Origin of the sequence: Mannheimia granulomatis (assembly GCF_011455695.1) — a bacterium.
GTDB lineage: Bacteria > Pseudomonadota > Gammaproteobacteria > Enterobacterales > Pasteurellaceae > Mannheimia > Mannheimia granulomatis_A.
This window is the reverse complement of sequence record NZ_CP015030.1, coordinates 2,213,731-2,239,561: the sequence shown is the minus strand read 5'-3', so window position 1 is coordinate 2,239,561 and position 25,831 is coordinate 2,213,731. Positions and strand designations below refer to the sequence as shown.

Genomic DNA, 25,831 nt, shown 5'->3' with positions numbered 1-25,831 from the left:
TCGGGGTTTGTTGAACTTGAAGTTCGGGAAAAGTTAAATCAAAAATTATTTGATTTCTACTTTTGCACCAGCTTCTTCTAATTCTTTCTTAAGTGCTTCAGCTTCTGCTTTAGAGATGCCTTCTTTTAATGCTGCTGGAGCAGATTCAACTAAGTCTTTAGCTTCTTTTAAGCCTAAACCTGTTGCACCACGTACTGCTTTGATTACTGCAACTTTGTTTGCACCAGCTTCTGCTAATACTACATCAAATTCAGTTTTCTCTTCTGCTGCCGCTGCTGCTGGAGCTGCTGCTGCAACTGCTGCCGCTGCTGAAACGCCGAATTTTTCTTCCATCGCTGTGATTAATTCAACGATTTCTGATACTGATTTAGAAGCAATCGCTTCAATGATTTGTTCGTTAGTTAATGACATAACAATCGATTCCTAAAATAAATAAAGTTAAACGAATAAAGAAGTACCGCTAAAATTAAGCCGCAGCTTCCATTTGGTCGCGTAATGCTGCAAGAGTGCGAACAAGTTTGCCTGCCGCAGCTTCTTTCATTGTGCCCATTAAACGTGCAATTGCTTCTTCGTAAGTCGGTAATGTTGCTAAGAATGCAACATCTTGTCTTTTACCTTCAAAGGCTGCACCTTTAAGTTCAAACTCTTTGTTTGTTTTCGCAAATTCAGTGAACAAACGTGCTGCTGCACCTGGGTGTTCATTTGAGAATGCGATAAGAGTTGGACCAGTAAACGTATCTGTTAAGCACTCGAATTCTGTGCCTTCAACTGCACGACGTAATAATGTATTACGTACAACTTGCATTGTCACACCAGCTTCGCGAGCTGCTTTACGTAACTCAGTCATTTTTTCAACTGTTACACCGCGAGAATCCGCAACAACAGCTGAAAGTGCACCTTTGGCAGCTTCGTTTACTTCAGCAACAATCGCTTGTTTGTCTTGAAGATTTAATGCCATTGGTTTTAGCTCCTGATACACTCTGCTTTTTCAAGCAGAATTTACAAAAAATCCCAAAAATATCACCGCTTGTTTTAGTACAAGCTGTAATCTTCTGAGCCTAAGGTGTACAGAAGCAGAAAATTCTGTCTGTTCACCATCTATGTAGGATAATTAAGTTTTCACCCCTACAGTCTTAGACGGGGCTTAGATAGGCTAAGCACCATCAGCTTGCTCTCGCAAGTTAAGGTCGCAAATTATACAGATAACTTGCGACCCTGTAAAGTTTTAACTTCTATCTATCAGAAATTAAAGTGAAGCTTGATCAACTGCAACACCAGCACCCATTGTTGTAGAGATGCTTACTTTCTTAATGAAGATACCTTTAGCTGTTGTTGGTTTAGCTTTAGTTAAAGCAGCTAACAACGCTTGTAGGTTTTCTTTTAATTGCTCAGGTGAGAAATCTGCTTTACCGATAGTAGTATGGATAATACCATTTTTGTCGTTACGGTAACGAATCTGACCTGATTTTGCATTTTTAACTGCTTCAGCAACGTTTGGCGTTACAGTACCCACTTTCGGGTTTGGCATTAAGCCACGTGGACCTAATACTTGACCTAACTGACCAACAACACGCATTGCATCTGGTGAAGCGATAACAACATCAAAGTTCATTTCGCCTTTTTTCACTAATTCAGCTAAGTCTTCCATACCAACTAAATCAGCACCAGCTGCTTTAGCAGCTTCTGCGTTTGCACCTTGTGTAAACACAGCAACACGCGCTGTACGACCTGTACCGTGTGGTAATACAGTTGCACCACGTACGTTTTGGTCAGATTTACGAGCATCGATACCTAAGTTTACTGCAACATCCACGCTTTCAACGAATTTAGCTGTTGCAAATTGTTTTAATACCGCGATTGCTTCATTAATTTCGTAAGCTTTAGTAGAATCTACGCCAGCTTTAATTGCTTTCATTTTTTTAGTCAATTTAGCCATTGTATTATTCCTCTACGATTAAGCCCATTGAGCGAGCTGTACCAGCGATTGATTTCATTTTGGTTTCGATAGTCGCACCTGTCATATCTGCTGCTTTAGTTTCAGCGATTTGACGGATTTGCTCTTGAGTTACTGTACCCACTTTATCTTTGTTCGGTTTACCAGAACCAGATTTGATACCTACAGCTTTTTTCAATAATACTGCTGCCGGTGGAGTTTTCGTTACGAAAGTAAATGATTTATCAGCATAAACTGTAATAACAACAGGGATTGGTAAACCTTTTTCTAAGCTCTCAGTACGAGCGTTGAATGCTTTACAGAATTCCATGATGTTAACACCTTGTTGACCTAATGCAGGACCAACCGGTGGTGATGGGTTAGCCATACCTGCTGCAACTTGCAGTTTAACGTAGGCTTGGACTTTTTTTGCCATTTTTGATTTCCTCTAAATGGGTAATAACGCCAGCAAACACTGGCTCCCCTGTTACATAAAAAATACGAGTCAGTAGACTGGCTCGTAGTAGGTCGCAAATTCTAACGAAATCACGACTATTTTTCAAGCAAAACTTTATTTTGCTTAAATAAACTCTTTACAAGCGGTTATTTCTTTACTCTTTTTTGCAAAAAAACCTATAAAAACAACCGCTTACTGGAAGATTAGCTGTGCTTTTCAACCTGTCCGAATTCAAGCTCAACCGGTGTAGCACGACCAAAGATAGAAACAGATACTTTTAAACGACCTTTTTCGTAATCCACTTCCTCAACAGTACCAGTAAAGTCTGCAAATGGTCCTTCCGTTACACGAATACTTTCGCCCGGCTGGAATTCTTTTCTGTGACGTGGTTTTTCTGCCGTTTCTTGAACACGGTTTAAAATACGATCTGCTTCACGTTTAGTAATTGGTGCCGGGCGGTCTGCTGTACCACCGATAAAACCCATTACACGCGGTACGCTTTTCACTAAGTGCCAAGTATCATCGTTCATTTCCATCTCAACTAATACATAGCCCGGGAAGAATTTACGCTCAGTTTTGCGACGTTTTCCACCTACATTTTCAACCACTTCTTCGGTTGGTACCAAAACTTCACCAAATTGCTCTTCCATTTTGTGAAGTTTAATGTATTCGCGTAATGTTACCGCCACACGGTTTTCAAAACCTGAAAATGCTTGTAATACATACCAACGCTTTGACGTGGTTTCTTTCACTTCTACTTCACTCATTTTAGAACCTTAAACTTGTTAAAAATGTAATTAATGCCACGATAATTGAGTCAATGCCCCATAACACTAATGACACTACCGCACATACTGCAAGCACAATCAGTGTGGTTTGTGTCGCTTCAGGACGAGTCGGCCAAATAATTTTACGCAACTCGGAACGAGACTCTTTGATAAAATGAATTGCTTTTTGACCTTGATTTGTGATTGCTGCCAGCGCCACAGCACTAACTAATACAACCACTAATAATAGCACTCGAACAACTAATGAAAAATGAGATGCAAAATAGGCATTACCTACCGCAGCGACAACCAATAATATTACTGCCACCAACCATAATGCCGTATTCACACCTTTACTTTTCTCCCCTTTTTGCTCAACTTGTTCAGGGATTTTTGTTTTAATCTCAGTAGCCATATATAACCTAAAAATGAATAAAAAATCGGAAATTTATTTTTAAAGCGTTAAATTCTATCATTTTCTGATAAAGTTGCCACGATATTTTCTACAATTTCTCTAAATTTATTTCATTTTTAGTCTTAACCAATCACATACCCCCCACTTACCTGTTTAATCACCCCGCTTAATTCTAGTCCTAACAATTCTACTAATAGTGCTTCAACGGGAATTTGCAGTGTTTTAGCTAAATTATCCACAGGAATTGGTTCTAAGCTCAGCTGTTGATAAATCTGCTGCTGGCAAGCGGTTAAATTTGGCAAATTTTTTACTGATTTTGTTTGCTTTTCAGACTGTTGGCAAGGCGAGGGTGTTTTTGCAAAATTTTCTGTTTTTTTGACCGCTTGTACCGCCTTAAACTTTTCATCTTCAAACAATGCAACTTGCTGTGGTTGTCGTTGATAAGCTATTGCATCCAAAATATCCGCTACAGATTCTACTAACAAAGCACCCTCTTTAATTAATTTATGACAGCCTTGTGCATATGGATTTTGAATCGCATTTGGAATAGCAAAAACCTCTCTACCTTGCTCTAACGCATACCGAGCAGTAATAAGTGAGCCACTATTTACCGTTGCTTCAACCACTAGCGTCCCTATAGATAAACCGCTGATAATCCGATTACGACGAGGGAAATTTTCTGCCAATGGCGGCTGATTCGGCGAAAACTCCGAAACTAATGCTCCACCTAAATCTATCATCTGATCAGCTAAGTTTTTATGACGAGCCGGGTAAATTTGATTTAATCCACTTCCCAAAACCGCAATAGTCTTGCCCTTTTCTGCTACCACTTGCTTATGAGCAAAACCATCAATGCCTATTGCTAAACCGCTTGTCACCACAAGATGATTCTGGGTTAAATCAGTCGCAAATTTAGCTGCCCAATATTCCCCATAAGGGGAATAATCTCGACTGCCGACAATCGCAATTTGTGGTAGCGATAAACTTTCCACCCATCCTTTTACAAATAACACGGGGGGAGCAGTTGAAATTTGCCGTAATAAAAAAGGATATTCCTCATCAAATAGCGTAATAATATGCTGATTCGGCTGCTGAGCCCAAGTAAATGCTTGCTCAATCCAATTTAGATCCGGCTGAAACCAGCGCTGAATCTGCTTTTCATTCCAACCGATTTGCCGAAGCTGATGTTTATCATAAGCACAAAACTGCTTAAAATCGATCTCTGACAATAACCTGCCAATTCGTTGCGGCCCAATCTGCGGAACTTGCAATAAGCGTAATAAATCATACTGATATGCCATTTTTTTCATCCTCAAAATTTCCCTAATAATAAGAAAAGGTTTAGAATAGCCAAACGAATTTTTTAAACTTTTCGAGAGAGATCACAAAAATGGCAGTATTAGATGTTGTACTCTACCCAGATGAAGGGTTATCTACCGTATGTGAACCTGTAGCACAGGTAGATGAGGAATTAAATCGTTTTATTGATGATATGTTTGAAACCATGTATGAACATGAAGGTATCGGCTTAGCTGCACCACAGGTAGGCGTATTAAAACGAGTAATCACTATTGATATTGAAGGCGATAAAACCAACCAAGTGGTATTAATCAACCCTGAAATTTTAGAAAGTTGTGGCGAAACCGGTATTGAAGAGGGCTGTTTATCCATCCCCGGACATCGTGCTTTAGTACCACGCAAAGAAAAATTGAAAGTGAAAGCCCTCAACCGTGAAGGCGAAGAAATTGTATTCGATGCAGACGGCTTATTCGCTATTTGTATCCAACATGAAATTGACCATTTAAACGGAATTTTATTTGTTGATCATATTTCTACACTTAAACGCCAACGCATTAAAGAGAAAATGCAAAAGCTGAAAAAACAAATTGCTCGAGCAAAATAGTTTTAACATAAAAAGACTGAGCCGAAATTTTCGAACTCAGTCTTTTTTATATATAGCAAAATCAAGATTCCCTAACTAGAAAACTCAATTAGTCCCGTTACTTTTCCATCATCATCCACTGCAATTAGTGAATGAATTTTTAATTCTTTCATTAAATCTTCCGCTTTTGCCAAGAATACGGAATCATTAATGGTTTTCGGATGACGAGTCATAATTTCACCTGCGGTTTTACTGAGGCTATCAGCGCCAAATTTCGCAAGCGTTCTGCGAATATCTCCATCGGTAATAATTCCTTCTAATTTCTCATCTTTCATAATAACTGCCACTCCCATTCGTCCTTCGTTCATCACAGACAAACATTCGGTAAAAAGGGTATTTGGATGAGCTATCGGTAAATTTCTCACCATCACATCTTTGACTCTATTCAGCAGTCGGCGGCCAAGACTACCTCCAGGATGGAAACGCGCAAAATCTTCAGGGCGGAAATCACGGGCTTTCATTAACGCGATCGCCAACGCATCACCAAGAGCCATTGTCATTAAAGTCGAGCTGGTTGGAGCTAGATTATTCAGGCAGGCTTCACGTTCTACACCGATATTTAAAATCACATCTGCATTTCGCCCAAGAGTTGAGTACGGGTTCCCTGTCATGGCAATAATTTTATTACCAAAATTTTTCAGACTGGGAATCAGTTTATTCACGTCATCCGTTTCACCGCTGTTGGAAATTAAAATCACCATATCAATCGACTTTAACATTCCTAAATCACCATGGAAGGCTTCTGTCGGATGAAGGAAAAAACTGGGCGTTCCTGTTGAAGCAAAGGTTGCTACTATTTTTTTCCCCACTAATCCGGACTTCCCGATACCACCTACTACCACACGCCCTGAGCAGGCTAACATCATTTCGACCGCTTCATTAAACTCTTCGGATAAACGATGATGTAAGGTAGTAATTTGATGAGCATAAAGGCTTAATGTTTCTTTTGCACTATCTAAATGAGTCATTTTGTTTTTCTCGCAAGCGGTTGAAAACACGCAATTTTTTGCAATGGGTCAGATTTTAACAATTTATCGCCGGCTAAGCCAATATTTCCCCAATAATGAAAATCAAAAAAGTCGCTCAAACCCGACTTTTAGATCACTTTTGCAGAATAATGTAATTTTTCGACCGCTTGAATGAGAACTTTAGGATCTAAATTCTCATTCACAATGACACGAACATTACGATCTTTCATAGAGGCTTTGGTTGAAACAACCCCCTTAATAGCTCTAAGCTCTTTGTTCACTAAATATACACAAAGCTGGCAATTCATTTCTTCAATATGGAGCGTAATCGTCTTTTCAGCTTGCTTGCTGATTTCAGTAGAGTATTTTTCCTCTGCATAAGTCGTTTGAAAAGCACATAAAACCATACAGATCACGACAAAAAAAGCTTTCATATCATTCTCCGCCCTAAATTTCGAGCATATAAGGCAAAATATAAGGGTAAGTTAAAAAGAACATCACCACCAAAAATACGAGCCAATACAATATCACAAGTGTTCTGCGAGATAGATATTTGGTGCAAATAATTTTGTTGGAAAAATTTAATAACCAAAAGCCGTAACTAAACGTTACAAGCGATAGAATAAGCATTGGAATTTGCAAAAATGCTAACTGATTGAGTTCCATCAACCAAGGGGCAGAAACACCAAATAGCAGATAAATCAACGGTGCAATACAACAAAGTGTGGAACTGACCGCAGTCACTACTGCGGTCACACACATGGTTATGAATTTGTTGTTATAGCTCTTTTGAGATAAATTCATAACCAAATTCTTTTGCGTTGAATGAGTTTAACGGATCGCCATCCACTTCTGCATACGGGTAGCCGAAGTTGTTTAATGGTGCCAATTCAGGTTGTGGATATAAATCAAAATCACGACCGTGGTTAAAGCCAACCCAGTTCATTTCCCAATTGCCGAATAAATACTTGGCAACGGCTTGAACATCAGGATCTGACACACCTTTATTTTCTGCTAAACGCATTTTCGCTACATCTGCAGAATCCACCGGTACCCAGCCAAAGCCCGCTAAATAAAATTCTGCACGGCAATGCTGTCCGCTATTTTCATTCGCAATCCCTTCTTTTGAACTACCAAAAGCGGTTTTGGAGTATTGACTCATTTTGTCCGCTTTACCTAAACGGATACCAAACACTTCACGTGCCGGAATGCCGGAAGCTCGTGCAAGAGCAACAAATACCGAATTAATATCAGTACATTTTCCTTTTAACACTTTGGTGGTTAAGATTTTCTCCACATCACCATCGCCACAACCCAATACAGAATTATCACGCTCCATATTGTTGACGATCCAAGTGTGAATTAATTCTGCTTGTTTAAGTGGATTTTTTTCAGAGCCTACAATTTTATCAGCATATTCTTTCACGATACCGTCTGTTTTGATATGGGCAGTGGGCTTTAAATACGCTAATACATCCACCGAATAGATGATTTTTTCCGGCATTTGGTAATCTTTTAACGCACCTTTCGCCATTGGCTCGCGATCTTGAGTTTCAATCACCAATTTCACTTTCATATCACGTTTGGGAGCATCTTTATCCCAAGTGGCAAATAGTGTTTTCGCACCATAAGCATTATTTTCAGTGATATACGCCGTTTTGTAGCTGCCTTCAAATTCAATGGATTTGACGGTTTGATAATCGGTATTAGAAGGTAGAGGAATCCATAAATTTATGGCGCCGGAAGAGCCTTTAGGTACAACCAAATCATAAGATTGGGTAAACTCGTAAGTATGAGTATTAGTGTGGAAATTATTGTGTTGAACAGGGGCAGAAAACGCGGTCGCACAGCTTGATGCAACAAGAGAGGCAATAAGTTTATTCATTGACATGATCCTTATTAGAGTGAAAAAACAGTTAAACCTTAACATATTAAGTATTCTAACTACGGATGAGGTTGAATAGTAGCCAATAACAAAGGGAAAAGCAATGGGGGATAAAAAATAATCGGAAAGTCTTTTATTTAAAACAAGCGGTCTGATTTTCACAAAACTTTGCAAGAATCAGACCGCTTATATTTATTTAGCACTCATCCACTTATCATAGATTTTTTGGTATTCACCGTTCTCTTTAATTGCTTTTAATGCACTATTAAATTGATCAACCAACTCTTGATTTTTTAAGTTGGTAGCAATACCCAAACCGTTACCAAAATAACTCGGGTTATCAATTTTTTCGCCGGTAAAATCTAAACCGTCATGCTTTTGAATCATTTCTACTAACACCGGCACATCACCAAAGATGGCATCAATACGACCGTTTTGAATATCTAAAATCGCATTTTGATAAGAAGCATAAGATTTTACCTTATACTCTTTTTTCTCTTTCATTAAATAGTTTTGATAAGTAGTACCGTTTTGCACACCAATGGCTTTCACATTAGCAAAATCGGTGCCTTTTTTTGCAATAAATGCAGCAGAGCTGGCGAAGTAAGGGTCGCTAAACAAGACTTGCTTTTTACGCGCTTCAGTAATACCCATACCTGAAATTGCTGCATCAAATTGTTTTTGTCTTAAACCTTGAATTAAACCGTCAAAAGGTTGGCTATGGAAGGTACAATTCGCTTTCATTTCTTTACAAATAGCATTGGCAATATCCACATCAAAACCAATAATTTCCCCTTTCTCATTGGTCATTTCAAAAGGCGGATAGCTTGGCTCCATTGCAAATTTAATATCTTGTGCTTGTGCAGTTACCGCACATCCCAACAAAAGGGCTAAAAGTGTTTTTTTCATAAAAAATCCTTGTGTTTATTATTGAAGGAATAACTTTACTCCAGTTATAGTCTGAAAAAAAGCCCTATTACTGAGAAAGTGTGCGCTTTTCAGCAAACAAGCGGTCAGAATATGCTAATTTTTTGCAAAATCATCACTCTTTAATAACAAATAGTTCTATTTAAAAATTTATAATTCCTTTCCTCCATAAAAATTTTATTCTATTTTCACTTTATCTGCCAATACAACATTAAAAAGAGGATGTATGAGCCTGAGTATTACTAATCTTTCTCTCGGCTATGAAAAAAATAAGCAAGCCAACACCATTCTACAGGCTGTCAATTTTGAAGTTAACAGCGGCACCCTTACCTCTATTTTAGGCCCAAGCGGTGTAGGAAAATCCTCTTTGCTTAGAGTAGTTGCAGGCCTAGATAAGCCATTAAGTGGTCAAATTAATTTATTTGGTGAAACCATCAACAAACCCCATCCTGATGTTGGTTTTGTATTTCAGTCAGCAACTTTATTACCGTGGCTAAGTGTCAGAAACAATGTTGCATTTGGGCTGGATTTCCAATGCCGAGCGCCACTGACCAAATCAGACATTCAGCAACGGGTAGAATCTGCTCTTGAAGAAGTTGGCTTAAGCCATGCCATTGATGCTATGCCACACGAGCTTTCAGGAGGAATGGCTCAGCGTGTTAATTTGGCTCGAGCTTTAGCCCGCAAGCCGAAAGTAATTTTATTAGACGAGCCATTTTCAGCCCTTGATGCAGTCATCCGCACCCAAATGCAAAGTTTATTGCACGATATTGTTCGTCATCACAATGCTGCAGCACTTTTAGTTACACACGATATTGATGAAGCATTATTAGTCTCCGACAATATTTTATTACTTGGTGGCACACCTGCACACATTGTGGGTAAATGGCAGCTTTCAGATACTTTTCCTCGGGCTGATTTATTAAGCTTAAATCATGTAAGAATCGATATATTGCAATCTCTTCGCCAAGCTCAGCAACGCAATCTGCAAGAGCAAACCGTCGATTTTATGATCTAACAAGGGGGGATTTATGGATCAACAACGTCGAGATTTTATGAAACTGCTGGGCTTATTTTCGGTTGCCGGTAGCTTTCCACTATTACAAGCCTGTGAACAAGTGCAAAAAACCGCAGAAAATCGACCGCTTGTGATTGGCTATTTACCGATTACCGATGCCACACCGCTGTTGGTGGCACACGCTAAAGGACTATTTGAAAAGCATGGTGTGCAGGTGGAAAAGCCAGTTATGTTCCGCAGCTGGGCACAGTTGGTGGAAGCTTTTTTAAGCGGCAACGTGAACGTGGTACATCTGCTGTCGCCAATGAGTCTATGGGCGAAATATGGGGCTAATGCACCGGTAAAGGCAGTGATGTGGAACCACTTAGCGGGGTCAGCGCTGACCGTTCGTCCTGAAATCAACAGCATTGCAGAATTATCCGGAAAAACCGTCGCGATTCCTTTTTGGTATTCGATTCACAATATCGTATTACAGCGTTTATTACGTGAAAATGGACTAAAAATAACTGAAAAAGAGCCGAACGATGGCGAAGTTCGCTTAACGGTAATGGCTCCTTCCGATATGGTCGCAGCATTAGCAAGCGAAGCAATTTCTGGATTTATTGTGGCAGAACCTTTTAATGCCTTAGCGGAAGCTAAGGGTGTCGGGAAGGTGCTACGTTTTAGTGGCGATGTTTGGAAAGATCACGCTTGCTGCTTAACGTTGATGCACGAATACGATATTCAGCACCGCCCGCAATGGGTACAAAAAGTAGTAAATGCGTTAACTGAGGCTCAGGTTTATACTCTCGCCAACCGTACAGAAACAGCCAAATTATTGGCTAGGGGAAGCGGCTATACCCCGCATGATCAAAAAGTGTTGGAAAACGTACTCGCACCAACTCAAGCTCAATGGGATAAATATATCGAAAGCGGAGCAATTTTAAATCCACAATGGCATCAAGAACGTATTGGTTTTCAACCTTATCCGTTCGATTCTTATATGGAAGAATTAGTGAAAATGCTAAAAGAGACGCACATTGCCGGTAACAATGCTTTTTTACAAGCACTTGACCCAACCGAGGCAGCAAAAGCGATTAACGAGCCTAAATTTGTCCGCAAAGCAATTGAAGATAACGGTTGGATTGAAACGTTCAATCTTCAAGCCGGCTGGACACGAACAGAACACATCAGCGTATAAGATTTATAGGAATAATAGGTATGAAACAAAAATATCTCTACGGATTGGCAGGCTTACTTCTTCTGCTTTTAGGTTGGCAACTGGGCGTGAGTATTCTTAGCCAAAAATTACCCATGGCATCAATGCTTGCCCCTATAAAAACATGGGAAAGCTTAATGTGGCTGGTTTCATCGGGAGAAATTTTTCCGCATTTGATTGCCAGCCTGCAACGTATTGCTATTGGCTTGATTTCAGCATTACTCATTGGTGTGCCGATAGGTTTACTGCTAGGGTTTTCCCGTCATTTGGAAATGCTTTGCACCCCATCATTCCAGTTGTTACGTATGATTTCACCCCTCTCGTGGATGCCGATTATTGTGATGTTATTAGGCGTGGGCGATTTACCGATTTATTTCCTGTTAGCGTTTGCAACAGTATGGTCTTTGATTATTTCCACCACATCAGGCGTGAAAAATATTGATTCACAATGGCTACAACTAGGAAAAGTAATGTCAGCTTCCCGTAAAGAATTACTGTGCAAAATTGTAGTGCCGGCAATTACCGGTCATATTTTAACAGGCTTAAGGGTAGCGATTGGGATTGCTTGGGTGGTATTAGTGCCATGTGAAATGTTAGGGGTAAACCAAGGCTTAGGCTACTTTATTTTAGACACCCGAGATAGATTGGCATATTCCGAACTGATGGCGGTAATTGTGATTATCGGCTTAATTGGCTGGGCGTTAGATGGTCTTATCCGACTAGCATTGGCGAAAGGGGGGAAATAATTGTTACAAGCGGTCAGATTTTTCTTATTTTTTGCAAAATTTTGAATAAATCCGACCGCTTGTTTTTATTTCTAAAAAGAATATAACCTTAATTTATTTTATTTCTTCACCATAAAAAAGCGAATTAAGATAGAACTAATTTCTCATCATTCAAATATTCTTAAAAGGTAAACACAATGTCAGTTCTTTCAACATCTTTTATCGAATGGCTGCAAGCCAATGCAGAAAGTTTAGACCAATCTAATGAGCGAGCAGACTTACTTATTCGCAATATTGCTGCGGAAAATCTGTTTAAAATCGGAGTGCCGACTGCGTTCGGTGGCAGCGGTGGCAATCTGGTTGATGCGATTAAAGCAATTACCGAGTTAGGTAATCACTCACTGGCAGCAGCTTTTGTGTCTTGGGGGCATCGCACCTTTATTGAACATATTATCGCCTCAAAAAACCCTCTTCCTCGAGAAACCTATCTATCGGATTTACTAAGTGGCAACTTAACCGCTGGTACAGGTTTATCGAATGCAATGAAATTCCTTTCTGGGATTGAGGAATTAAATGTTTCTATTCGAGAAGAAAACGGCAAACGTTATTTAAACGGTCGCCTACCTTGGGTAACCAATTTGCGTTCAGATCGCTTTGTAGCAAGTTTTGTTGCCGGTTTTGAAAACGGTAGCACGCCAATTGTGATTGCTATTCCGTCTACTGCAGCAGGCTTAACCCGTACCAAAGAGCTGGAATTTATCGCACTGCAGGGTACCAATACCACTGCATTAGTGTTTGAAAATGTCGAATTAAAAGAGGAATGGATTTTAGCCGACAATGCTCCGGAATTTTTAGCCGCAACCCGTCCGTCATTCTTAGGCTTACAATTTGGTTTACCTTTTGGCCTGGTGGAAAAAAGCCTTGCCGAAATTGAAAAAACACTCTCATTCCGTGAAATTTTAACCTCAGAATGGCAGGCTCTAGTTGATGCTTTAAACGATATTAAATCTCGCTTATTCAACGGCCTAAACGAAGAAGGATATTTTGTCCGCCACCCGAAAGCGCTGTTTCAGGCAAGAATTGATATTGTTGATGTGGTCGCCAAAACCATTCTGCTTGAACTACAAGCAAGTGGCGGGCGTGGCTACTTAAAGAACGACACTTCAGGCTTTAGTCGTCGTTGGAAAGAGGCCGCATTTTTACCTGTGGTAACGCCAAGTGCAGTACAATTAAGAATAGTATTAGCGGATAGCTAATGCATACAAGCGGTCTGATTTTGGTAAATTTTTACCAAAATCAGACCGCTTGATATCTTAAGTATATTAAAGAAAAAGCAAACCTTTAGGTTTGCTTTTATTTCTAATAATACTCTCATTACGCAAACGGCTGCAATTCCGGGTTGATTGGAGTTTCGGCAATGTTGTTAACATAGTTACATAAGGTTGCAAGACTCACGCCTAAAATAACATCAATTGCGTTTTGCTGATTATAACCTGCAGCAAAAAACTCACTTAATTGTGCTTCGGTTAATTTTGCTTTCTGTAAAATTACCGCAAGAGTAAAGCGAGCGAGAGTATCAAGTTTTGGATCTGAATCAATACGAGCGGTTGCACGTAGCGAATTAACTAACTCTTCCGGCATTTTTAATAATTTTAAGGCAATTTTAGTATGACCTGCGACACAGAAACCACAGCCATTAACTACCGCTGCGGTAATTTGTACGACCTCACGCTCCTCCGCCGTTAAGCTATTACGACCATTAATGCCCCCTACCGTACGATAAGTTTCTAATGCGGTTGGGGCATTGGCTAATACACCAATCAAATTAGGAATAAAGCCATTTGCTTGTTGAACCGCTTTTAATGCTTCCTGAGATGCTTCGGGGGCAGATTCAATAGTATGAATTTGGAATTTAGACATAGATTGCTCCTTATAAGTGCTTTATAAATGAGCATCATCATAAAAGAAAGGATAAATTGCAACAAATCAAAATGTCTATTTGATATAACCAAAAGATATGAAAGGGAGCTTAGTTTCCTTTGCTCCCTTCTTAACTTAAATAAGATTATTACTCTTCTGCATCTTCTTTCGCCCACTCTAATGAACGGCGAACAGCTTTTTTCCAGCCTTTATAGCGTTTAGCCCGTTTTTCTTGATCGCCATCCGGAGTAAAGGTACGTTCAACTTCAGCTTTATCTTTAAGCTCATCCAAATCTTTCCAGAAGCCAACGGCAAGACCGGCAAGGTAAGCTGCTCCGAGTGCGGTAACTTCTTTCACTTTCGGTCGCTCTACTTTAGTATCTAAAATATCGGCTTGGAATTGCATTAAGAAATTATTTGCGGTTGCTCCACCATCTACACGTAGTGCCTGTAACTTCGCTTTTGAATCAGATTGCATTGCTTCTAATACATCACGAGTTTGGTAAGCGATAGACTCTAATGTTGCACGCACAATATGATTGCGGTTTGCGCCTCGGGTTAGGCCGAAAATTGCCCCTCGAGCATACGGATCCCAATAAGGCGCCCCTAAACCGGTAAAGGCTGGCACCACATACACGCCATTAGAATCATCTTCTTTTGTCGCAAAATATTCGCTATCAAAACTATCATGCACAATTTTTAGCTCATCACGTAGCCATTGAATAGATGCACCTGCAATGAATACTGAGCCTTCAAGAGCATATTCAGGTTCACCCTTAGCATTACATGCAATGGTAGTAAGTAAGCCGTTTTCAGACTGAATTGCCGTTTTCCCTGTATGCATTAGCATAAAACAGCCTGTGCCATAAGTATTTTTTGCTTGCCCTTCACTCACACACAAATGCCCGTATAACGCAGCTTGTTGGTCGCCTGCAATTCCTGCCACAGGAATACGAACGCCACCTTGACCGCCGATATTTGTTTGTCCGTAAACTTCAGAGGAATTTTTCACTTCAGGCAACATTGAACGTGGAATATTGAGTAATTCCAACATTTTCTCATCCCATTGCTTGGTGTGAATATTAAACAACATTGTGCGGGATGCGTTGGTGTAGTCAGTTACGTGTACACGCCCTTGTGTTAATTTCCACACAAGCCAAGTATCCACCGTGCCAAAGAGCAATTCACCCCGTTCGGCTTTTTCTCTCGCGCCTTCCACATTGTCTAAAATCCACTTCACCTTAGTACCTGAGAAATATGGATCCACCACTAAACCTGTGGTTTTGCGGATATACTCTTCGTGGCCGTCCGCTTTTAACTTATCGGTAATCGGCGAAGTACGGCGGCATTGCCATACAATCGCATTATATACCGGCTTGCCGCTTTCTTTTTCCCATACAATAGTGGTCTCACGCTGGTTTGTGATCCCAATTGCTGCAATGCTTTCCGGCTTAATGCCGGCTTTTGCTACCACTTCATTTAAGGTTGAGCTTTGTGTTGCCCAAATTTCCATCGGGTTATGTTCTACCCAGCCTGCTTGAGGATAAATTTGAGTAAATTCACGTTGTGCCACTTCAACAACATTGGCATTTTTATCTAATAATACAGCACGAGAGCTGGTTGTACCTTGATCAAGTGCGATGATATATTCTTTGCTCATAGCTTACTCCTAATTATTGGCCGGAAGGTTTTTATGAATAAGATTTTTATAGCCCCAAGCACCTGCTAATGCACCACAAATTGGAGCTACGATTGGAATGATGAAATAAGGGATTTCTTTACCGCCTGTTAATGCAATTTCTCCCCAACCGGCAAAGAACGCAAACAGTTTTGGTCCAAAATCACGAGCAGGGTTCATTGCAAAGCCGGTTAATGGACCGGTTGCACCACCGATAACCGCAATCAATAAACCAATAAGCAATGCAGCTAGCGCTTTATTCGGTAAGCCGTTTTTGTCATCACCAATGGCTAAAATAGTGGACATTAATACGGCCGTAATCACAAATTCCACAATAAAGGCAGTTACAAGCGTAATATTCGGGTTTGGATAAGTTGAGAAGACTCCTGCAAAACCAACAGTTTCGCCTCTTACAATACCTTGAGCTGTTTCAGCGGCAATGAAGAGATCGCTATACATAAAATAAATAAGTGCAACAGAACAAAAAGCACCTGCAATTTGAGCGATAATGTAGGGAAGAATTTTGTGTTTTTCAAAACCATAGAATGCTGCAAGAGCAATAGTGACGGCTGGATTAAGATGAGCACCGGAAATACCTGCGGAAATATAAATTGCCATAGAGACCCCAATACCCCAAACAATTGCAATTTCCCACAAACCGAAACTTGCTCCTGCCAACTGTGCTGCAGCGACACAACCTGCACCGAAGAACAAAATGAAACCTGTGCCGATAAATTCACCAATACAGGCGTTACGTAAAGATCTGTCCATAGAGTTTCCCCTTAATATGAAATGATTGAAAAACGATGGAAAAATGTTTGAAAATGAAAATATTTTCGGAATGATATTGCCAAAATGACATTTTTTAAGCAAATAGCAAAATTTAAATTTGTGAATTCAATCACATTATTTTTATAAAAATACTTATTTTGGAGTGTAATTTCAAAAAATTGATAAAAGTAGTATCCTGATAACAAGTGAAAATATAAATATGAGGCAAATCATTTTATGTATACGATTTTTCTTCTTTCGAGCGGAGCTATATTAGGTGCCTTAATTCGCTGGGCTTTAAGCGTTTGGCTAAATCCGATATTTAGCCAACTGGCACTAGGTACATTGTTAGTGAATTGGTTAGGCTGTTTCTTGATTGGTATTGCAATTGGCTTTAATTTAGGCGAACACGAGAAACTTTCATTGATCACAGGCTTTCTCGGTAGCTTTACAACTTTTTCGAGTTTTTCAGCCGAATTAAGCGAGAAATTATTAGCCGATAAATGGGGAGAGTTTACTATGGTATTGAGCTTACATTTGGTAGGGAGCATTGTGCTGACAATTTGCGGAATTTTAATAACCCGCTGGCTTACAAGCGGTTAAATTTTCTAGAAAATTTACACATCTTTCACTTGTTAACTCCATAAAGTCAAAGGGCTGATTTTGCGATAATAGCGAAATCAGCCCTTTGATAAAATAGCCTAACCTTTAAGTTGGAAGATTAGCACAACGTTATTTTGACATTACTCTACAGTCACCGCTTTCGCTAAGTTACGAGGTTGGTCTACGTCTGTACCTTTAATTAGTGCAATGTGGTATGAAAGTAGTTGTAACGGCACGGTGTAGAAAATCGGTGCGGTCACTTCATCTACTTTTGGCATAACAATAGTTTTAAAGCCTTCCGCTTCTTCAAAACCTGCATCGTGATCAGCAAATACATATAGCTGACCGCCACGAGCACGAACTTCTTCAATGTTAGATTTCACTTTCTCTAACAAATCATTTTCCGGTGCAACTACAACCACAGGCATATCACTATCAATTAAAGCTAGCGGACCGTGTTTTAATTCACCGGCTGCATAAGCTTCAGCGTGAATGTATGAAATCTCTTTTAATTTCAATGCAGATTCCATTGCAATCGGATAGTATTCACCACGACCTAGGAATAAAGTATGGTGTTTATCGGCAAAATCTTCCGATAATTTTTCGATTTGTTTATCAAACACTAACGCACTTTCGATTTGTGCCGGTAAGCGCTGTAAAGATTGCACAATGTGCTGTTCTTGCTCTTCGCTCATATTGCCTTGTAAGCGACCAATTGCAACATTCAACAATAATAAGCACGTTAATTGAGTGGTAAATGCTTTGGTTGAAGCAACACCAATTTCAACTCCTGCTTTGGTTAAGAAAGCAAAATCAGATTCACGTACTAAAGATGAGCTTGCTACGTTACATACTGTCATCGCTGCCATATAACCCGATTCTTTCGCTAAACGTAATGCCGCTAAAGTATCTGCTGTTTCACCCGATTGTGAAAGCGTAATTAATAAGCTATTTGGGCGTGTGACAAATTTGCGGTAGCGGAATTCGGAAGCAATTTCCACATCACAGCTCACGCCAGCTAAAGATTCAAACCAATAACGAGCTACCATACCGGCATTGTAGGAAGTACCACAAGCCACAATTTGCACGTGCTGTACTTTAGATAAAATCTCTGCTGCATTTGGTGCAATGGCAGAAACATCTACTTTACCGTCTTTGATACGACCGTCTAAGGTGTTCATAATTGCCACAGGTTGCTCAAAAATTTCTTTTTGCATATAGTGGCGATATTGACCTTTATCAGCCGCATCTGCTTCAAAGTTACCTTCGTGAATTTCACGCTCAACCTTATTACCTTGACGATCGTAAATATCTACTGTACGGCGAGTAATTTCAGCTACATCACCCTCTTCTAAATAGGCAAAGCGACGGGTTACACTCAATAACGCAAGCGGGTCTGAAGCTAAGAAGTTTTCACCTACACCATAGCCAATAACAAGTGGGCTGCCTGAACGAGCTACGATTAAATGCTCCGGCTCTTCCTCGTTTAATACCACTGTACCGTAAGCACCACGTAACTGTACAACTGTTTTTTGTACCGCTTCTAATAATGAAGAAGCAGAACGCAATTCCCACTCCACTAAGTGAGCAATAACTTCCGTATCGGTTTGTGATTGGAATACATAACCACGCTCTTGTAACACTACTTTTAACTCTTCATAGTTTTCAATAATACCGTTATGTACCACAGCAATTTTGCCGCTACGATGTGGGTGAGCGTTGGTTTCTGACGGCTCACCATGCGTTGCCCAACGGGTATGTGCAATCCCTGTTCCGCCTAATAACGGTTTAGCTTCCAACGCTTCATCTAATGCTTTAACTTTACCCACACGACGTACAATTTGCATTTGTTTATCGTCGCTGTTTAAAACTGCCACACCGGCTGAATCATAACCACGATACTCTAAGCGGTGTAAACCATCTACTAAGATTTCTGCGATATCACGTTGTGCTACTGCACCTACAATTCCACACATAAATTTGCTTTCCTATTTTAATTAAGTTTAAAAATTCGATCCTTTAGCGATAACCACTTCGACACCCATTTTTTCGATTTGTTCTTTCGTTTCGAAACTTAACTGGTTGTCGGTAATAAGTTTAGTGATTTTTCCCCATTCCAATTCGATATTAGGCATCTTCCGCCCAATTTTTTGTGATTCTATCAACACAATCACTTCACGGCTTACCTCAGCCATGACTTGGCTTAATCCAACTAACTCATTAAACGTAGTTGTGCCACGAGATAAATCTAAACCATCTGCACCAATAAACAGTTGGTCAAAATCATACGAACGTAATACTTGTTCTGCTACTTTCCCTTGAAAAGATTCTGATCTCGCATCCCAAGTTCCCCCTGTCATCAACACGGTAGGTTCACATTCAAGCGCTGTTAATTCAGTTGCTAAATTTAGCGAATTAGTCATAACAACTAAGCCTGTTTGATTTAAGGCTTTGACTAATGCCCCTGTCGTGCTACCACTGTCAATAATGATACGGTTATGGTCTCGAATACAGTCTCTTGCTGCTTGAGCGATCATTTTCTTTTGAATCGAAAGCTGCTCGGTAAATTCTTCTTCCATCATTTCTGAGGGGATTTTGACTGCACCGCCATATTTTCGCAATAAAAAACCACTTTCTTCTAAAGCGGTGAGATCTTTACGAATAGTAACTTCTGAGGTTTCAAATAAGTTAGCCAGTTCATCTACACTGACTTCATTTTGAGTTTGTACCATTTGTACTATCAGATGACGGCGTTGTTGAGTATTTCGTTTTGACATTTTAAGCCTTTACTAAGTTTCGATTCAAAACTTTTCGCATTATAATGAAAGAAAATGAAAAGAAAAGCAGAAATTGGGAATTTACAAATTTTACATAAAATAAAACCGCTTGTTCTTTTAGATACAAGCGGTTAATTTCTTCTTAATTTTTGCAGTTATTTAACTTGGCTACCAATAACGCCACCTAATGCCGCACCACCTAAAGTTGCCCCTGTCGATGCACCAATTGCATGACCGGCAACACCACCGATAGCTGCACCAATTGCAGTATTACGCTGAGTTTTAGTCATGCCGTTACAGCCAGATACTGCAACCATTAGTGCAGTCACACCAATAACTTTAAAAATAGATTTCATATTTAGCTCCTCATTATCAATAAAATAAGCCAATCGCTGACTTAAGCTATAAGATTAAATTTATCATTAAAGGTTCCACAATGCTTTTATTTGATTAAAAAATGAGGTATAAAAACAGTCTGGGCTGGTTGTTTTTTATCCACAAACCAATAAAAAATCTACTCTCTGTCGGTTAAAGAGTAAATCGACTAGGAGTAGATTTTCTATTTCGTAAATTAGAATGCAATTTTATATACTTCTAATAATTCTTCAGGGCTACAATCTCTTGGATTACCTCCGGTACAAACATCATTGAAAGCATCTAGCGATAACGCTGGCAAATCTTCTTCTTTCACGCCAATTTGATAAAGTTTTGGCGGAATTCCCACATCTTGTGAGAGTTGTTGAACTGCTTTAATTGCGGCATTGCGATACTCTTCTTGGCTCATGTCATCAACTCCTTTCACGCCCATTGCACGAGCAATTTCACGGTACTTTTCACCCGTGTAGTTTTTGTTAAATTCCATGACATAAGGAAGCAGAACTGCATTGGCAATACCGTGCGGAGTATCATAGTATGCGGAAAGTGGATGAGCCATACTGTGTACAACACCTAAACCTACGTTTGAGAAGCCCATTCCGGCAACATACTGCCCTAGTGCCATACCTTCAATATCTTTTGGATTTTTCTCTACTGCACCACGCAATGAACGACTAATAAGCTCAATGGCTTTTAAATGTAAAGCATCAGTTAATTCCCATGCAGCTTTGGTAATATAACCCTCAATCGCATGAGTAAGCGCATCCATACCGGTTGCGGCAGCTAGGCTTTTTGGCATAGATTCCATCATATCCGGATCGACTAGGGCAACTGCAGGCACATCGTGCACATCTACACATACGAATTTACGTTTTTTCTCTTCATCTGTAATTACATAGTTGATAGTCACCTCAGCTGCTGTACCTGCTGTAGTAGGCACGGCAATAATCGGTACACATTTTTGGTGAGTTGGTGCAACCCCCTCTAATGAAAGTACATCACCAAACTCCGGATTATTAATGATGATGCCTATCGCTTTGGCACTATCAATTGGTGAGCTACCGCCGATAGCAATTAGGTAGTCTGCTCCTGAGGCTTTAAATTTTTCTACTCCGGCTTTGATCACATCTACCGCAGGGTTAGCTTTAACTTCATCAAAAATTTCATAAGGTAAGTCTGCAGCATCAAGTAAAGAAGTTACTTTTTGTGCCACGTTAAACTTGATTAAGTCCTTGTCGGTTACCACAAGAGCTTTTTTGAAACTACGGCTGGCTATTTCATGAATGATGTTTTTAATTGCACCTTTACCGTGATAACTGGTTTCATTGAGGATAAGACGATTTGACATAATATTTTCCTTCTTAAAAGTTAAACAATTCAATTAACTTGCAAGCGGTCAAATTATGAAGTTTTTTTGCAAATTTTTATTTAAATCAGACCGCTTGTTTTCCAAAGTAAAATGGCTTATTTCAATACCTTCCAGCAACGGAAACCATAGATGGCAATAGCAATAAAACAGATAAGAGGAAGGATGAATGAGAAATTAACTGCAGGCATACCGGCAACAATGCCTTGGTCGATAATCCAACCTTGCATTGGCGGCATTAATGCTCCACCTACAATTGCCATCACTAAGCCGGCAGCACCCAATGTAGATTCTTCACCTTGACCATCTAATGCAATTCCATAAATAGTAGGGAACATAAGAGACATAAATCCAGAAGTGAGTACTAAACAATAAAGACCACCCATGCCATCAATAAACATCACGCCTAGAATACTGAAGAAGCCACCCACTGCGAAGAGGAATAACATTAATTCAGCTTTTAGGTATTTCATGAGTGCCGTGCTGATAAAACGACTAGTAATAAATAATGCCATAGCAACAATATTCCAGTTTTGGGCTTCTGCCTTGGTTAGACCAATACGCTCAGCATATTGAATAATGAACGTCCAGCACATAATTTGGACCCCAACGTAGAATACTTGAGCAAGCACCCCTTCACGATAACGAGCATTTACAATTAAGCGGCTAAAGGATTCTTTTACAGAAATACGATTTGCACTCTCTACCTTTGTAACCGGCATTTTATACAAGGCAATAATGATAAATACAGCCACAACAACTAAACCAATCACTACATAGGGGTTACGAATCATAGCGAGATCGTGAGTTTTAACCACTGCTTTTTCTGCTGCAGATAAGCTATTAAATAGCAGATTTCCAGCTGCATCGCGTTTCTCAGATTCCAAGTTAGTTAATACAATTTGTGAGGCAACAAACATACCGGTAATTGAGCCTAACGGGTTAAATGATTGTGCTAAGTTTAGACGGCGGGTTGCTGTTGCCGGATCACCCATTGAAAGAATATACGGATTTGCTGTTGTTTCTAAGAACGCCAAACCAAAAGTTAAGATATAAAGTGACCACAGGAAGAAGGAGAATTGCTCATACATTGCCGCAGGAATAAATAGAAATGCACCAATTGCATAGAGAGCTAATCCTAATAAAACACCGGCTTTATAACTATAACGACTAGCAAATAAGGCGGCAGGAATTGCCATTGTGCCGTAACCTCCGTAGAAAGCGAACTGTACAAGAGCGGCTTCAGAAGCCGGGATCTCCATAACGGTTTGGAATACTGCAACCATCGGATTTGTAATATCATTTGCAAATCCCCAAAGGGCAAATAATGTGGTAATTAGAATAAAAGGGACCACAAATTTTTTCTCAAGAACTTTAACTGTCATAAGACATTCCTTCTATTATTTTTTAGGAAAATTTCATTTAATTATCTTTCTTCCACCCAAGAGCCGTAGGATTTAAATTTTTCTAATACAACATCCATTTGCTCCTTGTTTAACGTTGGAATTGGTTTGCCGGTAGCGAGTAATTTCAAATACCATTCGGCAATGACTTCTACTTCGTGTGCCACACCTAAGGCTTTATCAAGAGTTTTATCGGCGGTAATTAAGCCGTGGTGAGCGAGCAAAATCGCTTTACTGCCTCGAATACCTTCTCGCACATAGTCGGCTAATTGATGTGTACCGAAAGGCGCATAAGGCACACATGGGATATGATCTGTTCCTGTGCAAGCAATCATATAGTGAATAGCTGGAATAGGCTCACCGAGAATAGAAACCGCCGCACAGTTACGTGCGTGGTTATGCACGACTGCATTCAGCTCTGGGCGTGCTTCATACACCGCTAAATGGAATTGCCATTCACTTGATGGGAGCTTGCCTTCTTCGTGCTTACCCTTGGCATCTACAAATACGATAGAATCTTCTGTCATTTCTTCATAAGGTGTACCCGTTGGCGTAATGAGCATGCCATCTCGATAACGTACACTCACATTACCTGCTGTTCCTTGATTCAATCCAATTCGAGTCATTTCAAGACAAGTATCAATAATTTGTCTTGCGAGTATTTGTCTGTTCATCATTGAACTCCTTTTAATTTGCAAAAAATGTTGTATTTTGAACCGCTTGTAATCGGCATTAAGACACCGGCGTGACGCCTTTTTTAATAATGATGTTGCCGTATTTGGCTAATTCACCGGTAATCACCACCGCATAAGCGGTTTTCGCGCGCTCATAAAAAGCAAAACGTTCTACACGTTCTACTTTTGGAGCTGAGCCATTGACTTTCTTGATAGCTGCCAAATAACGCTCTTCCACAGTTGGATCTAACGTATCTCCTGGTACTGCTTGCATCATTGCAAGTGGGGCTTCAACATATTGGTCAAATTCAAGCAGTGCGGAAATGCCTTCTAATAAAGTAGCAACACTGATGCCGTCTGCACGAATCACTTTTTGATGAATAGAATGTGCGGGAAAATGTGCATCCGAAAGCACTAATTCATCCCCATGCCCCATTTCTGCTAATACCTTTAATAATTCCGGTGAAATAGCCGGATGAATACCTTTTAACATGTCAAACTCCTGTTATTTATAAAAATCGCGATTTGCAGATGGCTCAATTCGTTTTACATTCGGCTTCATTGCTTGTTGTGCTAGATTTGGACTTTCGAAGATCCCTGCACCGGCAAATGTAAACATGGCTGCCCCTAATACGGTACTTTCAGGGAAATCCACCACATCAATCGGGCGATTTAACACATCGGCTCGAATTTGATTCCATAGGGAATTTTTAGAGCCTCCACCCACACAGATCAAACTTTCTGCATTAAAGTCACTCACTTCTTGTAATACATCTAACCCCGCTTTTAAGCGGTAAGCCATATATTCCAAGCCTGCACGGTAAATTTCCCCACGTGCAGTGTGCATTGATAAGCCGATAATTGAACCTGTCTGTTCAGTAGTACCATCAAAACTGCCTATTAATTTCACGCCATTCGAACCTGCTGGTACTTTGCTTGCTTCATTAATCATTGTGGAATAGTAGCTTGGTGTATCGGCAATATCAGAGAAGAAACGTTTACCAACCCATTCCATCACCCCTGATGCAACCCACTGTACGCCGGGGTTGAAGTAGCCTGCTTGACTGTCAAATTCAATGGTTAAACCGTTTTGTACAAATTGCCATTGCGGTTTAGCCTGAGGGGTACGAACCACTAAAATTTCCCACGTGCCCGAGCTTAAAACCGGTTGGTTGTAGCCTGCACCCGAGCCCAAAATGGCGAATTGAGTGTCATGTCCGCAAGAAATAATCGGAATTTGACCGCTTAAGCCTAATTCTTGGGCGATATCGGCTTTCAAATTGCCAACCACTTCGCCTGCACTTTTCATTGGTGGGAAATGGCTTTCATTTAAACCCAGTAAATAAAGCACTTCGTTATCCCAATGATCGCTTTCAATGTTGGTCATCATTGATGTTCCCGCCATTGTGCGGTCGGTGCTTTTCACCCCTGTTAAGCGATAAGTTAGAATAGAAGAAATAAATAAGAAACTGCTTGCTTGAGCATAAATCTCAGGTTTATTTTGTTTAAGCCATAACAGTTTGAATAAGGTGTTAAAGCTGTAATGCCCCACCCCGTTACGGCGATATAAAGCTTCAACGTCAATATAGTTGGCAATATTTTCCGTAATTGGCAAGGTTCTTGGGCATTTCCAAGAAATAATCGGATAAAGTTGATTGCCGGCTTTATCGAAAAGCGTACCGTCCACACCAAAAGTAGTAACCGAAATCCCAATAATCTCTTTTCGTTGTTGTTCTGAAAGTTGGGCAAGGGTTTGTTTGGCACAATTCATCAGTTTTGACCAAATTTCTTCAATATCCCAAATATGAAACTCAGGGTTTTCCTCCCCCGGCTGCGTATTGTTCGGTAAGTGATGTGCGGCAACAATTTTCCCTGTTTGGTCGATGGCAATTGTGCGAAGATTTGTTGCGCCACAGTCAAAAATAAGGGCAATAGACATAGGTTTTCCCCTTTGTTATTTCCTTGGTAGGGACGCACTAAGTGCGTCCTGATTATTTTAAGATTTGTAATCAAGCGGTCTTATTTGCAC

At 40.1% G+C, this 25,831-nt stretch carries 29 protein-coding genes; 6 read left to right on the top strand and 23 right to left on the bottom strand.

Annotation, left to right across the window (positions count from 1 at the left end):
* Positions 1 to 45: 45 nt before the first annotated feature.
* From rplL to dprA, 7 genes are all read right to left on the bottom strand, one after another.
* Entirely contained in the window at positions 46 to 411 is a 366-nt protein-coding gene (rplL, locus tag A4G16_RS10765; protein WP_027073308.1) for a 50S ribosomal protein L7/L12, read from the bottom strand.
* Between the two features lie 55 nt (positions 412 to 466).
* A complete protein-coding gene (gene rplJ / locus A4G16_RS10760) occupies positions 467 to 958 on the bottom strand; it encodes a 50S ribosomal protein L10 (RefSeq protein WP_025235143.1) in 492 nt (163 codons plus the stop codon).
* Positions 959 to 1,246: 288 nt separating this feature from the next.
* On the bottom strand, positions 1,247 to 1,936 hold the full coding sequence (rplA, locus tag A4G16_RS10755; protein ID WP_165889847.1) for a 50S ribosomal protein L1: 690 nt from the start codon (positions 1,934 to 1,936) through the stop codon (positions 1,247 to 1,249).
* 4 nt (positions 1,937 to 1,940) lie between these two features.
* The gene (gene rplK / locus A4G16_RS10750; RefSeq protein ID WP_006248758.1) at positions 1,941 to 2,369 is read right to left on the bottom strand and encodes a 50S ribosomal protein L11; all 429 of its coding nucleotides are present in this window, start codon (positions 2,367 to 2,369) and stop codon (positions 1,941 to 1,943) included.
* A 224-nt stretch (positions 2,370 to 2,593) separates the two neighbouring features.
* On the bottom strand, positions 2,594 to 3,157 hold the full coding sequence (nusG, locus tag A4G16_RS10745) for a transcription termination/antitermination protein NusG (protein ID WP_165889846.1): 564 nt from the start codon (positions 3,155 to 3,157) through the stop codon (positions 2,594 to 2,596).
* Between the two features lies 1 nt (position 3,158).
* Complete coding sequence (gene secE / locus A4G16_RS10740) at positions 3,159 to 3,572, bottom strand: preprotein translocase subunit SecE (RefSeq protein WP_165889845.1); 414 nt, start codon at positions 3,570 to 3,572, stop codon at positions 3,159 to 3,161.
* Positions 3,573 to 3,694: 122 nt separating this feature from the next.
* Complete coding sequence (gene dprA / locus A4G16_RS10735) at positions 3,695 to 4,873, bottom strand: DNA-processing protein DprA (protein ID WP_165889844.1); 1,179 nt, start codon at positions 4,871 to 4,873, stop codon at positions 3,695 to 3,697.
* A gap of 89 nt (positions 4,874 to 4,962) precedes the next feature.
* Between dprA and def the strand changes: the two genes are divergently transcribed.
* A complete protein-coding gene (gene def, locus A4G16_RS10730; protein ID WP_165889843.1) occupies positions 4,963 to 5,475 on the top strand; it encodes a peptide deformylase in 513 nt (170 codons plus the stop codon).
* Between the two features lie 71 nt (positions 5,476 to 5,546).
* Here the strand turns inward: def and A4G16_RS10725 are convergent, their stop codons facing one another.
* From A4G16_RS10725 to A4G16_RS10705, 5 genes are all read right to left on the bottom strand, one after another.
* Positions 5,547 to 6,482: a KpsF/GutQ family sugar-phosphate isomerase gene (locus A4G16_RS10725; protein WP_165889842.1), complete on the bottom strand. Its 936-nt coding sequence runs from the start codon at positions 6,480 to 6,482 to the stop codon at positions 5,547 to 5,549.
* 128 nt (positions 6,483 to 6,610) lie between these two features.
* On the bottom strand, positions 6,611 to 6,916 hold the full coding sequence (locus tag A4G16_RS10720; protein WP_165889841.1) for a heavy-metal-associated domain-containing protein: 306 nt from the start codon (positions 6,914 to 6,916) through the stop codon (positions 6,611 to 6,613).
* A gap of 13 nt (positions 6,917 to 6,929) precedes the next feature.
* Positions 6,930 to 7,286 carry a mercuric transporter MerT family protein gene (locus tag A4G16_RS10715; RefSeq protein WP_165889840.1) on the bottom strand — a complete coding sequence of 119 codons (357 nt, stop codon included), beginning with the start codon at positions 7,284 to 7,286 and terminating at the stop codon, positions 6,930 to 6,932.
* Positions 7,261 to 8,367 carry a transglutaminase-like domain-containing protein gene (locus A4G16_RS10710; protein WP_165889839.1) on the bottom strand — a complete coding sequence of 369 codons (1,107 nt, stop codon included), beginning with the start codon at positions 8,365 to 8,367 and terminating at the stop codon, positions 7,261 to 7,263. The genes A4G16_RS10715 and A4G16_RS10710 overlap by 26 nt, the downstream gene beginning before the upstream one ends.
* 192 nt (positions 8,368 to 8,559) lie before the next feature.
* Positions 8,560 to 9,276, bottom strand: coding sequence for an arginine ABC transporter substrate-binding protein (locus tag A4G16_RS10705; protein WP_165889838.1), 717 nt, complete (start codon positions 9,274 to 9,276; stop codon positions 8,560 to 8,562).
* Positions 9,277 to 9,520: 244 nt separating this feature from the next.
* On the opposite strand from A4G16_RS10705, the gene A4G16_RS10700 reads away from it, so the two are divergent.
* The 4 genes from A4G16_RS10700 to A4G16_RS10685 all read left to right on the top strand — a co-directional run bounded on the left by A4G16_RS10700 (position 9,521) and on the right by A4G16_RS10685 (position 13,491).
* A complete protein-coding gene (locus tag A4G16_RS10700; RefSeq protein ID WP_165889837.1) occupies positions 9,521 to 10,312 on the top strand; it encodes an ABC transporter ATP-binding protein in 792 nt (263 codons plus the stop codon).
* 13 nt (positions 10,313 to 10,325) lie between these two features.
* Positions 10,326 to 11,492 (top strand): ABC transporter substrate-binding protein, encoded by a 1,167-nt coding sequence (locus A4G16_RS10695; protein WP_165889836.1) that lies wholly within the window; start codon positions 10,326 to 10,328, stop codon positions 11,490 to 11,492.
* 20 nt (positions 11,493 to 11,512) lie between these two features.
* Positions 11,513 to 12,256 carry an ABC transporter permease gene (locus A4G16_RS10690; protein WP_165889835.1) on the top strand — a complete coding sequence of 248 codons (744 nt, stop codon included), beginning with the start codon at positions 11,513 to 11,515 and terminating at the stop codon, positions 12,254 to 12,256.
* A 176-nt stretch (positions 12,257 to 12,432) separates the two neighbouring features.
* A complete protein-coding gene (locus A4G16_RS10685; RefSeq protein WP_165889834.1) occupies positions 12,433 to 13,491 on the top strand; it encodes an acyl-CoA dehydrogenase family protein in 1,059 nt (352 codons plus the stop codon).
* A gap of 118 nt (positions 13,492 to 13,609) precedes the next feature.
* On the opposite strand, the gene A4G16_RS10680 is transcribed toward A4G16_RS10685, so the two are convergent.
* The 3 genes from A4G16_RS10680 to A4G16_RS10670 all read right to left on the bottom strand — a co-directional run bounded on the left by A4G16_RS10680 (position 13,610) and on the right by A4G16_RS10670 (position 16,604).
* Positions 13,610 to 14,155, bottom strand: coding sequence for a carboxymuconolactone decarboxylase family protein (locus A4G16_RS10680; RefSeq protein WP_165889833.1), 546 nt, complete (start codon positions 14,153 to 14,155; stop codon positions 13,610 to 13,612).
* A 148-nt stretch (positions 14,156 to 14,303) separates the two neighbouring features.
* Positions 14,304 to 15,815 carry a glycerol kinase GlpK gene (glpK, locus tag A4G16_RS10675; RefSeq protein WP_165889832.1) on the bottom strand — a complete coding sequence of 504 codons (1,512 nt, stop codon included), beginning with the start codon at positions 15,813 to 15,815 and terminating at the stop codon, positions 14,304 to 14,306.
* 9 nt (positions 15,816 to 15,824) lie between these two features.
* Entirely contained in the window at positions 15,825 to 16,604 is a 780-nt protein-coding gene (locus A4G16_RS10670) for an MIP/aquaporin family protein (protein WP_165889831.1), read from the bottom strand.
* Positions 16,605 to 16,841: 237 nt separating this feature from the next.
* On the opposite strand from A4G16_RS10670, the gene A4G16_RS10665 reads away from it, so the two are divergent.
* Complete coding sequence (locus A4G16_RS10665; RefSeq protein ID WP_165889830.1) at positions 16,842 to 17,207, top strand: CrcB family protein; 366 nt, start codon at positions 16,842 to 16,844, stop codon at positions 17,205 to 17,207.
* A gap of 140 nt (positions 17,208 to 17,347) precedes the next feature.
* On the opposite strand, the gene glmS is transcribed toward A4G16_RS10665, so the two are convergent.
* The 8 genes from glmS to fucK all read right to left on the bottom strand — a co-directional run bounded on the left by glmS (position 17,348) and on the right by fucK (position 25,741).
* Positions 17,348 to 19,183 carry a glutamine--fructose-6-phosphate transaminase (isomerizing) gene (glmS, locus tag A4G16_RS10660; protein ID WP_027073333.1) on the bottom strand — a complete coding sequence of 612 codons (1,836 nt, stop codon included), beginning with the start codon at positions 19,181 to 19,183 and terminating at the stop codon, positions 17,348 to 17,350.
* 27 nt (positions 19,184 to 19,210) lie between these two features.
* Positions 19,211 to 19,984, bottom strand: a complete 774-nt coding sequence (locus A4G16_RS10655; protein ID WP_165889829.1) for a DeoR/GlpR family DNA-binding transcription regulator — start codon at positions 19,982 to 19,984, stop codon at positions 19,211 to 19,213.
* A 155-nt stretch (positions 19,985 to 20,139) separates the two neighbouring features.
* Positions 20,140 to 20,340, bottom strand: a complete 201-nt coding sequence (locus A4G16_RS10650; RefSeq protein ID WP_027073350.1) for a glycine zipper 2TM domain-containing protein — start codon at positions 20,338 to 20,340, stop codon at positions 20,140 to 20,142.
* A 215-nt stretch (positions 20,341 to 20,555) separates the two neighbouring features.
* The gene (gene fucO, locus A4G16_RS10645) at positions 20,556 to 21,707 is read right to left on the bottom strand and encodes a lactaldehyde reductase (protein ID WP_165889828.1); all 1,152 of its coding nucleotides are present in this window, start codon (positions 21,705 to 21,707) and stop codon (positions 20,556 to 20,558) included.
* 116 nt (positions 21,708 to 21,823) lie between these two features.
* A complete protein-coding gene (gene fucP, locus A4G16_RS10640; protein ID WP_165889827.1) occupies positions 21,824 to 23,110 on the bottom strand; it encodes an L-fucose:H+ symporter permease in 1,287 nt (428 codons plus the stop codon).
* Positions 23,111 to 23,151: 41 nt separating this feature from the next.
* Complete coding sequence (locus tag A4G16_RS10635) at positions 23,152 to 23,802, bottom strand: L-fuculose-phosphate aldolase (RefSeq protein WP_165889940.1); 651 nt, start codon at positions 23,800 to 23,802, stop codon at positions 23,152 to 23,154.
* Between the two features lie 58 nt (positions 23,803 to 23,860).
* A complete protein-coding gene (fucU, locus tag A4G16_RS10630) occupies positions 23,861 to 24,295 on the bottom strand; it encodes an L-fucose mutarotase (protein ID WP_165889826.1) in 435 nt (144 codons plus the stop codon).
* A gap of 12 nt (positions 24,296 to 24,307) precedes the next feature.
* Positions 24,308 to 25,741: an L-fuculokinase gene (gene fucK / locus A4G16_RS10625; protein WP_165889825.1), complete on the bottom strand. Its 1,434-nt coding sequence runs from the start codon at positions 25,739 to 25,741 to the stop codon at positions 24,308 to 24,310.
* Positions 25,742 to 25,831 lie beyond the last annotated feature (90 nt).

Coding starts and splice junctions, on each gene's coding strand:
- A4G16_RS10715 (WP_165889840.1), bottom strand. CDS start 7,286: ATGAATTTATCTCAAAAGAGCTATAACAACAAATTCATAACCATGTGT.
- A4G16_RS10710 (WP_165889839.1), bottom strand. CDS start 8,367: ATGAATAAACTTATTGCCTCTCTTGTTGCATCAAGCTGTGCGACCGCG.
- A4G16_RS10670 (WP_165889831.1), bottom strand. CDS start 16,604: ATGGACAGATCTTTACGTAACGCCTGTATTGGTGAATTTATCGGCACA.
- A4G16_RS10695 (WP_165889836.1), top strand. CDS start 10,326: ATGGATCAACAACGTCGAGATTTTATGAAACTGCTGGGCTTATTTTCG.
- nusG (WP_165889846.1), bottom strand. CDS start 3,157: ATGAGTGAAGTAGAAGTGAAAGAAACCACGTCAAAGCGTTGGTATGTA.
- A4G16_RS10690 (WP_165889835.1), top strand. CDS start 11,513: ATGAAACAAAAATATCTCTACGGATTGGCAGGCTTACTTCTTCTGCTT.
- def (WP_165889843.1), top strand. CDS start 4,963: ATGGCAGTATTAGATGTTGTACTCTACCCAGATGAAGGGTTATCTACC.
- A4G16_RS10655 (WP_165889829.1), bottom strand. CDS start 19,984: ATGTCAAAACGAAATACTCAACAACGCCGTCATCTGATAGTACAAATG.
- fucK (WP_165889825.1), bottom strand. CDS start 25,741: ATGTCTATTGCCCTTATTTTTGACTGTGGCGCAACAAATCTTCGCACA.
- A4G16_RS10635 (WP_165889940.1), bottom strand. CDS start 23,802: ATGAACAGACAAATACTCGCAAGACAAATTATTGATACTTGTCTTGAA.
- secE (WP_165889845.1), bottom strand. CDS start 3,572: ATGGCTACTGAGATTAAAACAAAAATCCCTGAACAAGTTGAGCAAAAA.
- rplL (WP_027073308.1), bottom strand. CDS start 411: ATGTCATTAACTAACGAACAAATCATTGAAGCGATTGCTTCTAAATCA.
- A4G16_RS10700 (WP_165889837.1), top strand. CDS start 9,521: ATGAGCCTGAGTATTACTAATCTTTCTCTCGGCTATGAAAAAAATAAG.
- fucU (WP_165889826.1), bottom strand. CDS start 24,295: ATGTTAAAAGGTATTCATCCGGCTATTTCACCGGAATTATTAAAGGTA.
- rplJ (WP_025235143.1), bottom strand. CDS start 958: ATGGCATTAAATCTTCAAGACAAACAAGCGATTGTTGCTGAAGTAAAC.
- A4G16_RS10685 (WP_165889834.1), top strand. CDS start 12,433: ATGTCAGTTCTTTCAACATCTTTTATCGAATGGCTGCAAGCCAATGCA.
- fucO (WP_165889828.1), bottom strand. CDS start 21,707: ATGTCAAATCGTCTTATCCTCAATGAAACCAGTTATCACGGTAAAGGT.
- A4G16_RS10665 (WP_165889830.1), top strand. CDS start 16,842: ATGTATACGATTTTTCTTCTTTCGAGCGGAGCTATATTAGGTGCCTTA.
- A4G16_RS10680 (WP_165889833.1), bottom strand. CDS start 14,155: ATGTCTAAATTCCAAATTCATACTATTGAATCTGCCCCCGAAGCATCT.
- fucP (WP_165889827.1), bottom strand. CDS start 23,110: ATGACAGTTAAAGTTCTTGAGAAAAAATTTGTGGTCCCTTTTATTCTA.
- A4G16_RS10650 (WP_027073350.1), bottom strand. CDS start 20,340: ATGAAATCTATTTTTAAAGTTATTGGTGTGACTGCACTAATGGTTGCA.
- rplK (WP_006248758.1), bottom strand. CDS start 2,369: ATGGCAAAAAAAGTCCAAGCCTACGTTAAACTGCAAGTTGCAGCAGGT.
- A4G16_RS10705 (WP_165889838.1), bottom strand. CDS start 9,276: ATGAAAAAAACACTTTTAGCCCTTTTGTTGGGATGTGCGGTAACTGCA.
- A4G16_RS10720 (WP_165889841.1), bottom strand. CDS start 6,916: ATGAAAGCTTTTTTTGTCGTGATCTGTATGGTTTTATGTGCTTTTCAA.
- glpK (WP_165889832.1), bottom strand. CDS start 15,815: ATGAGCAAAGAATATATCATCGCACTTGATCAAGGTACAACCAGCTCT.
- rplA (WP_165889847.1), bottom strand. CDS start 1,936: ATGGCTAAATTGACTAAAAAAATGAAAGCAATTAAAGCTGGCGTAGAT.
- A4G16_RS10725 (WP_165889842.1), bottom strand. CDS start 6,482: ATGACTCATTTAGATAGTGCAAAAGAAACATTAAGCCTTTATGCTCAT.
- dprA (WP_165889844.1), bottom strand. CDS start 4,873: ATGGCATATCAGTATGATTTATTACGCTTATTGCAAGTTCCGCAGATT.
- glmS (WP_027073333.1), bottom strand. CDS start 19,183: ATGTGTGGAATTGTAGGTGCAGTAGCACAACGTGATATCGCAGAAATC.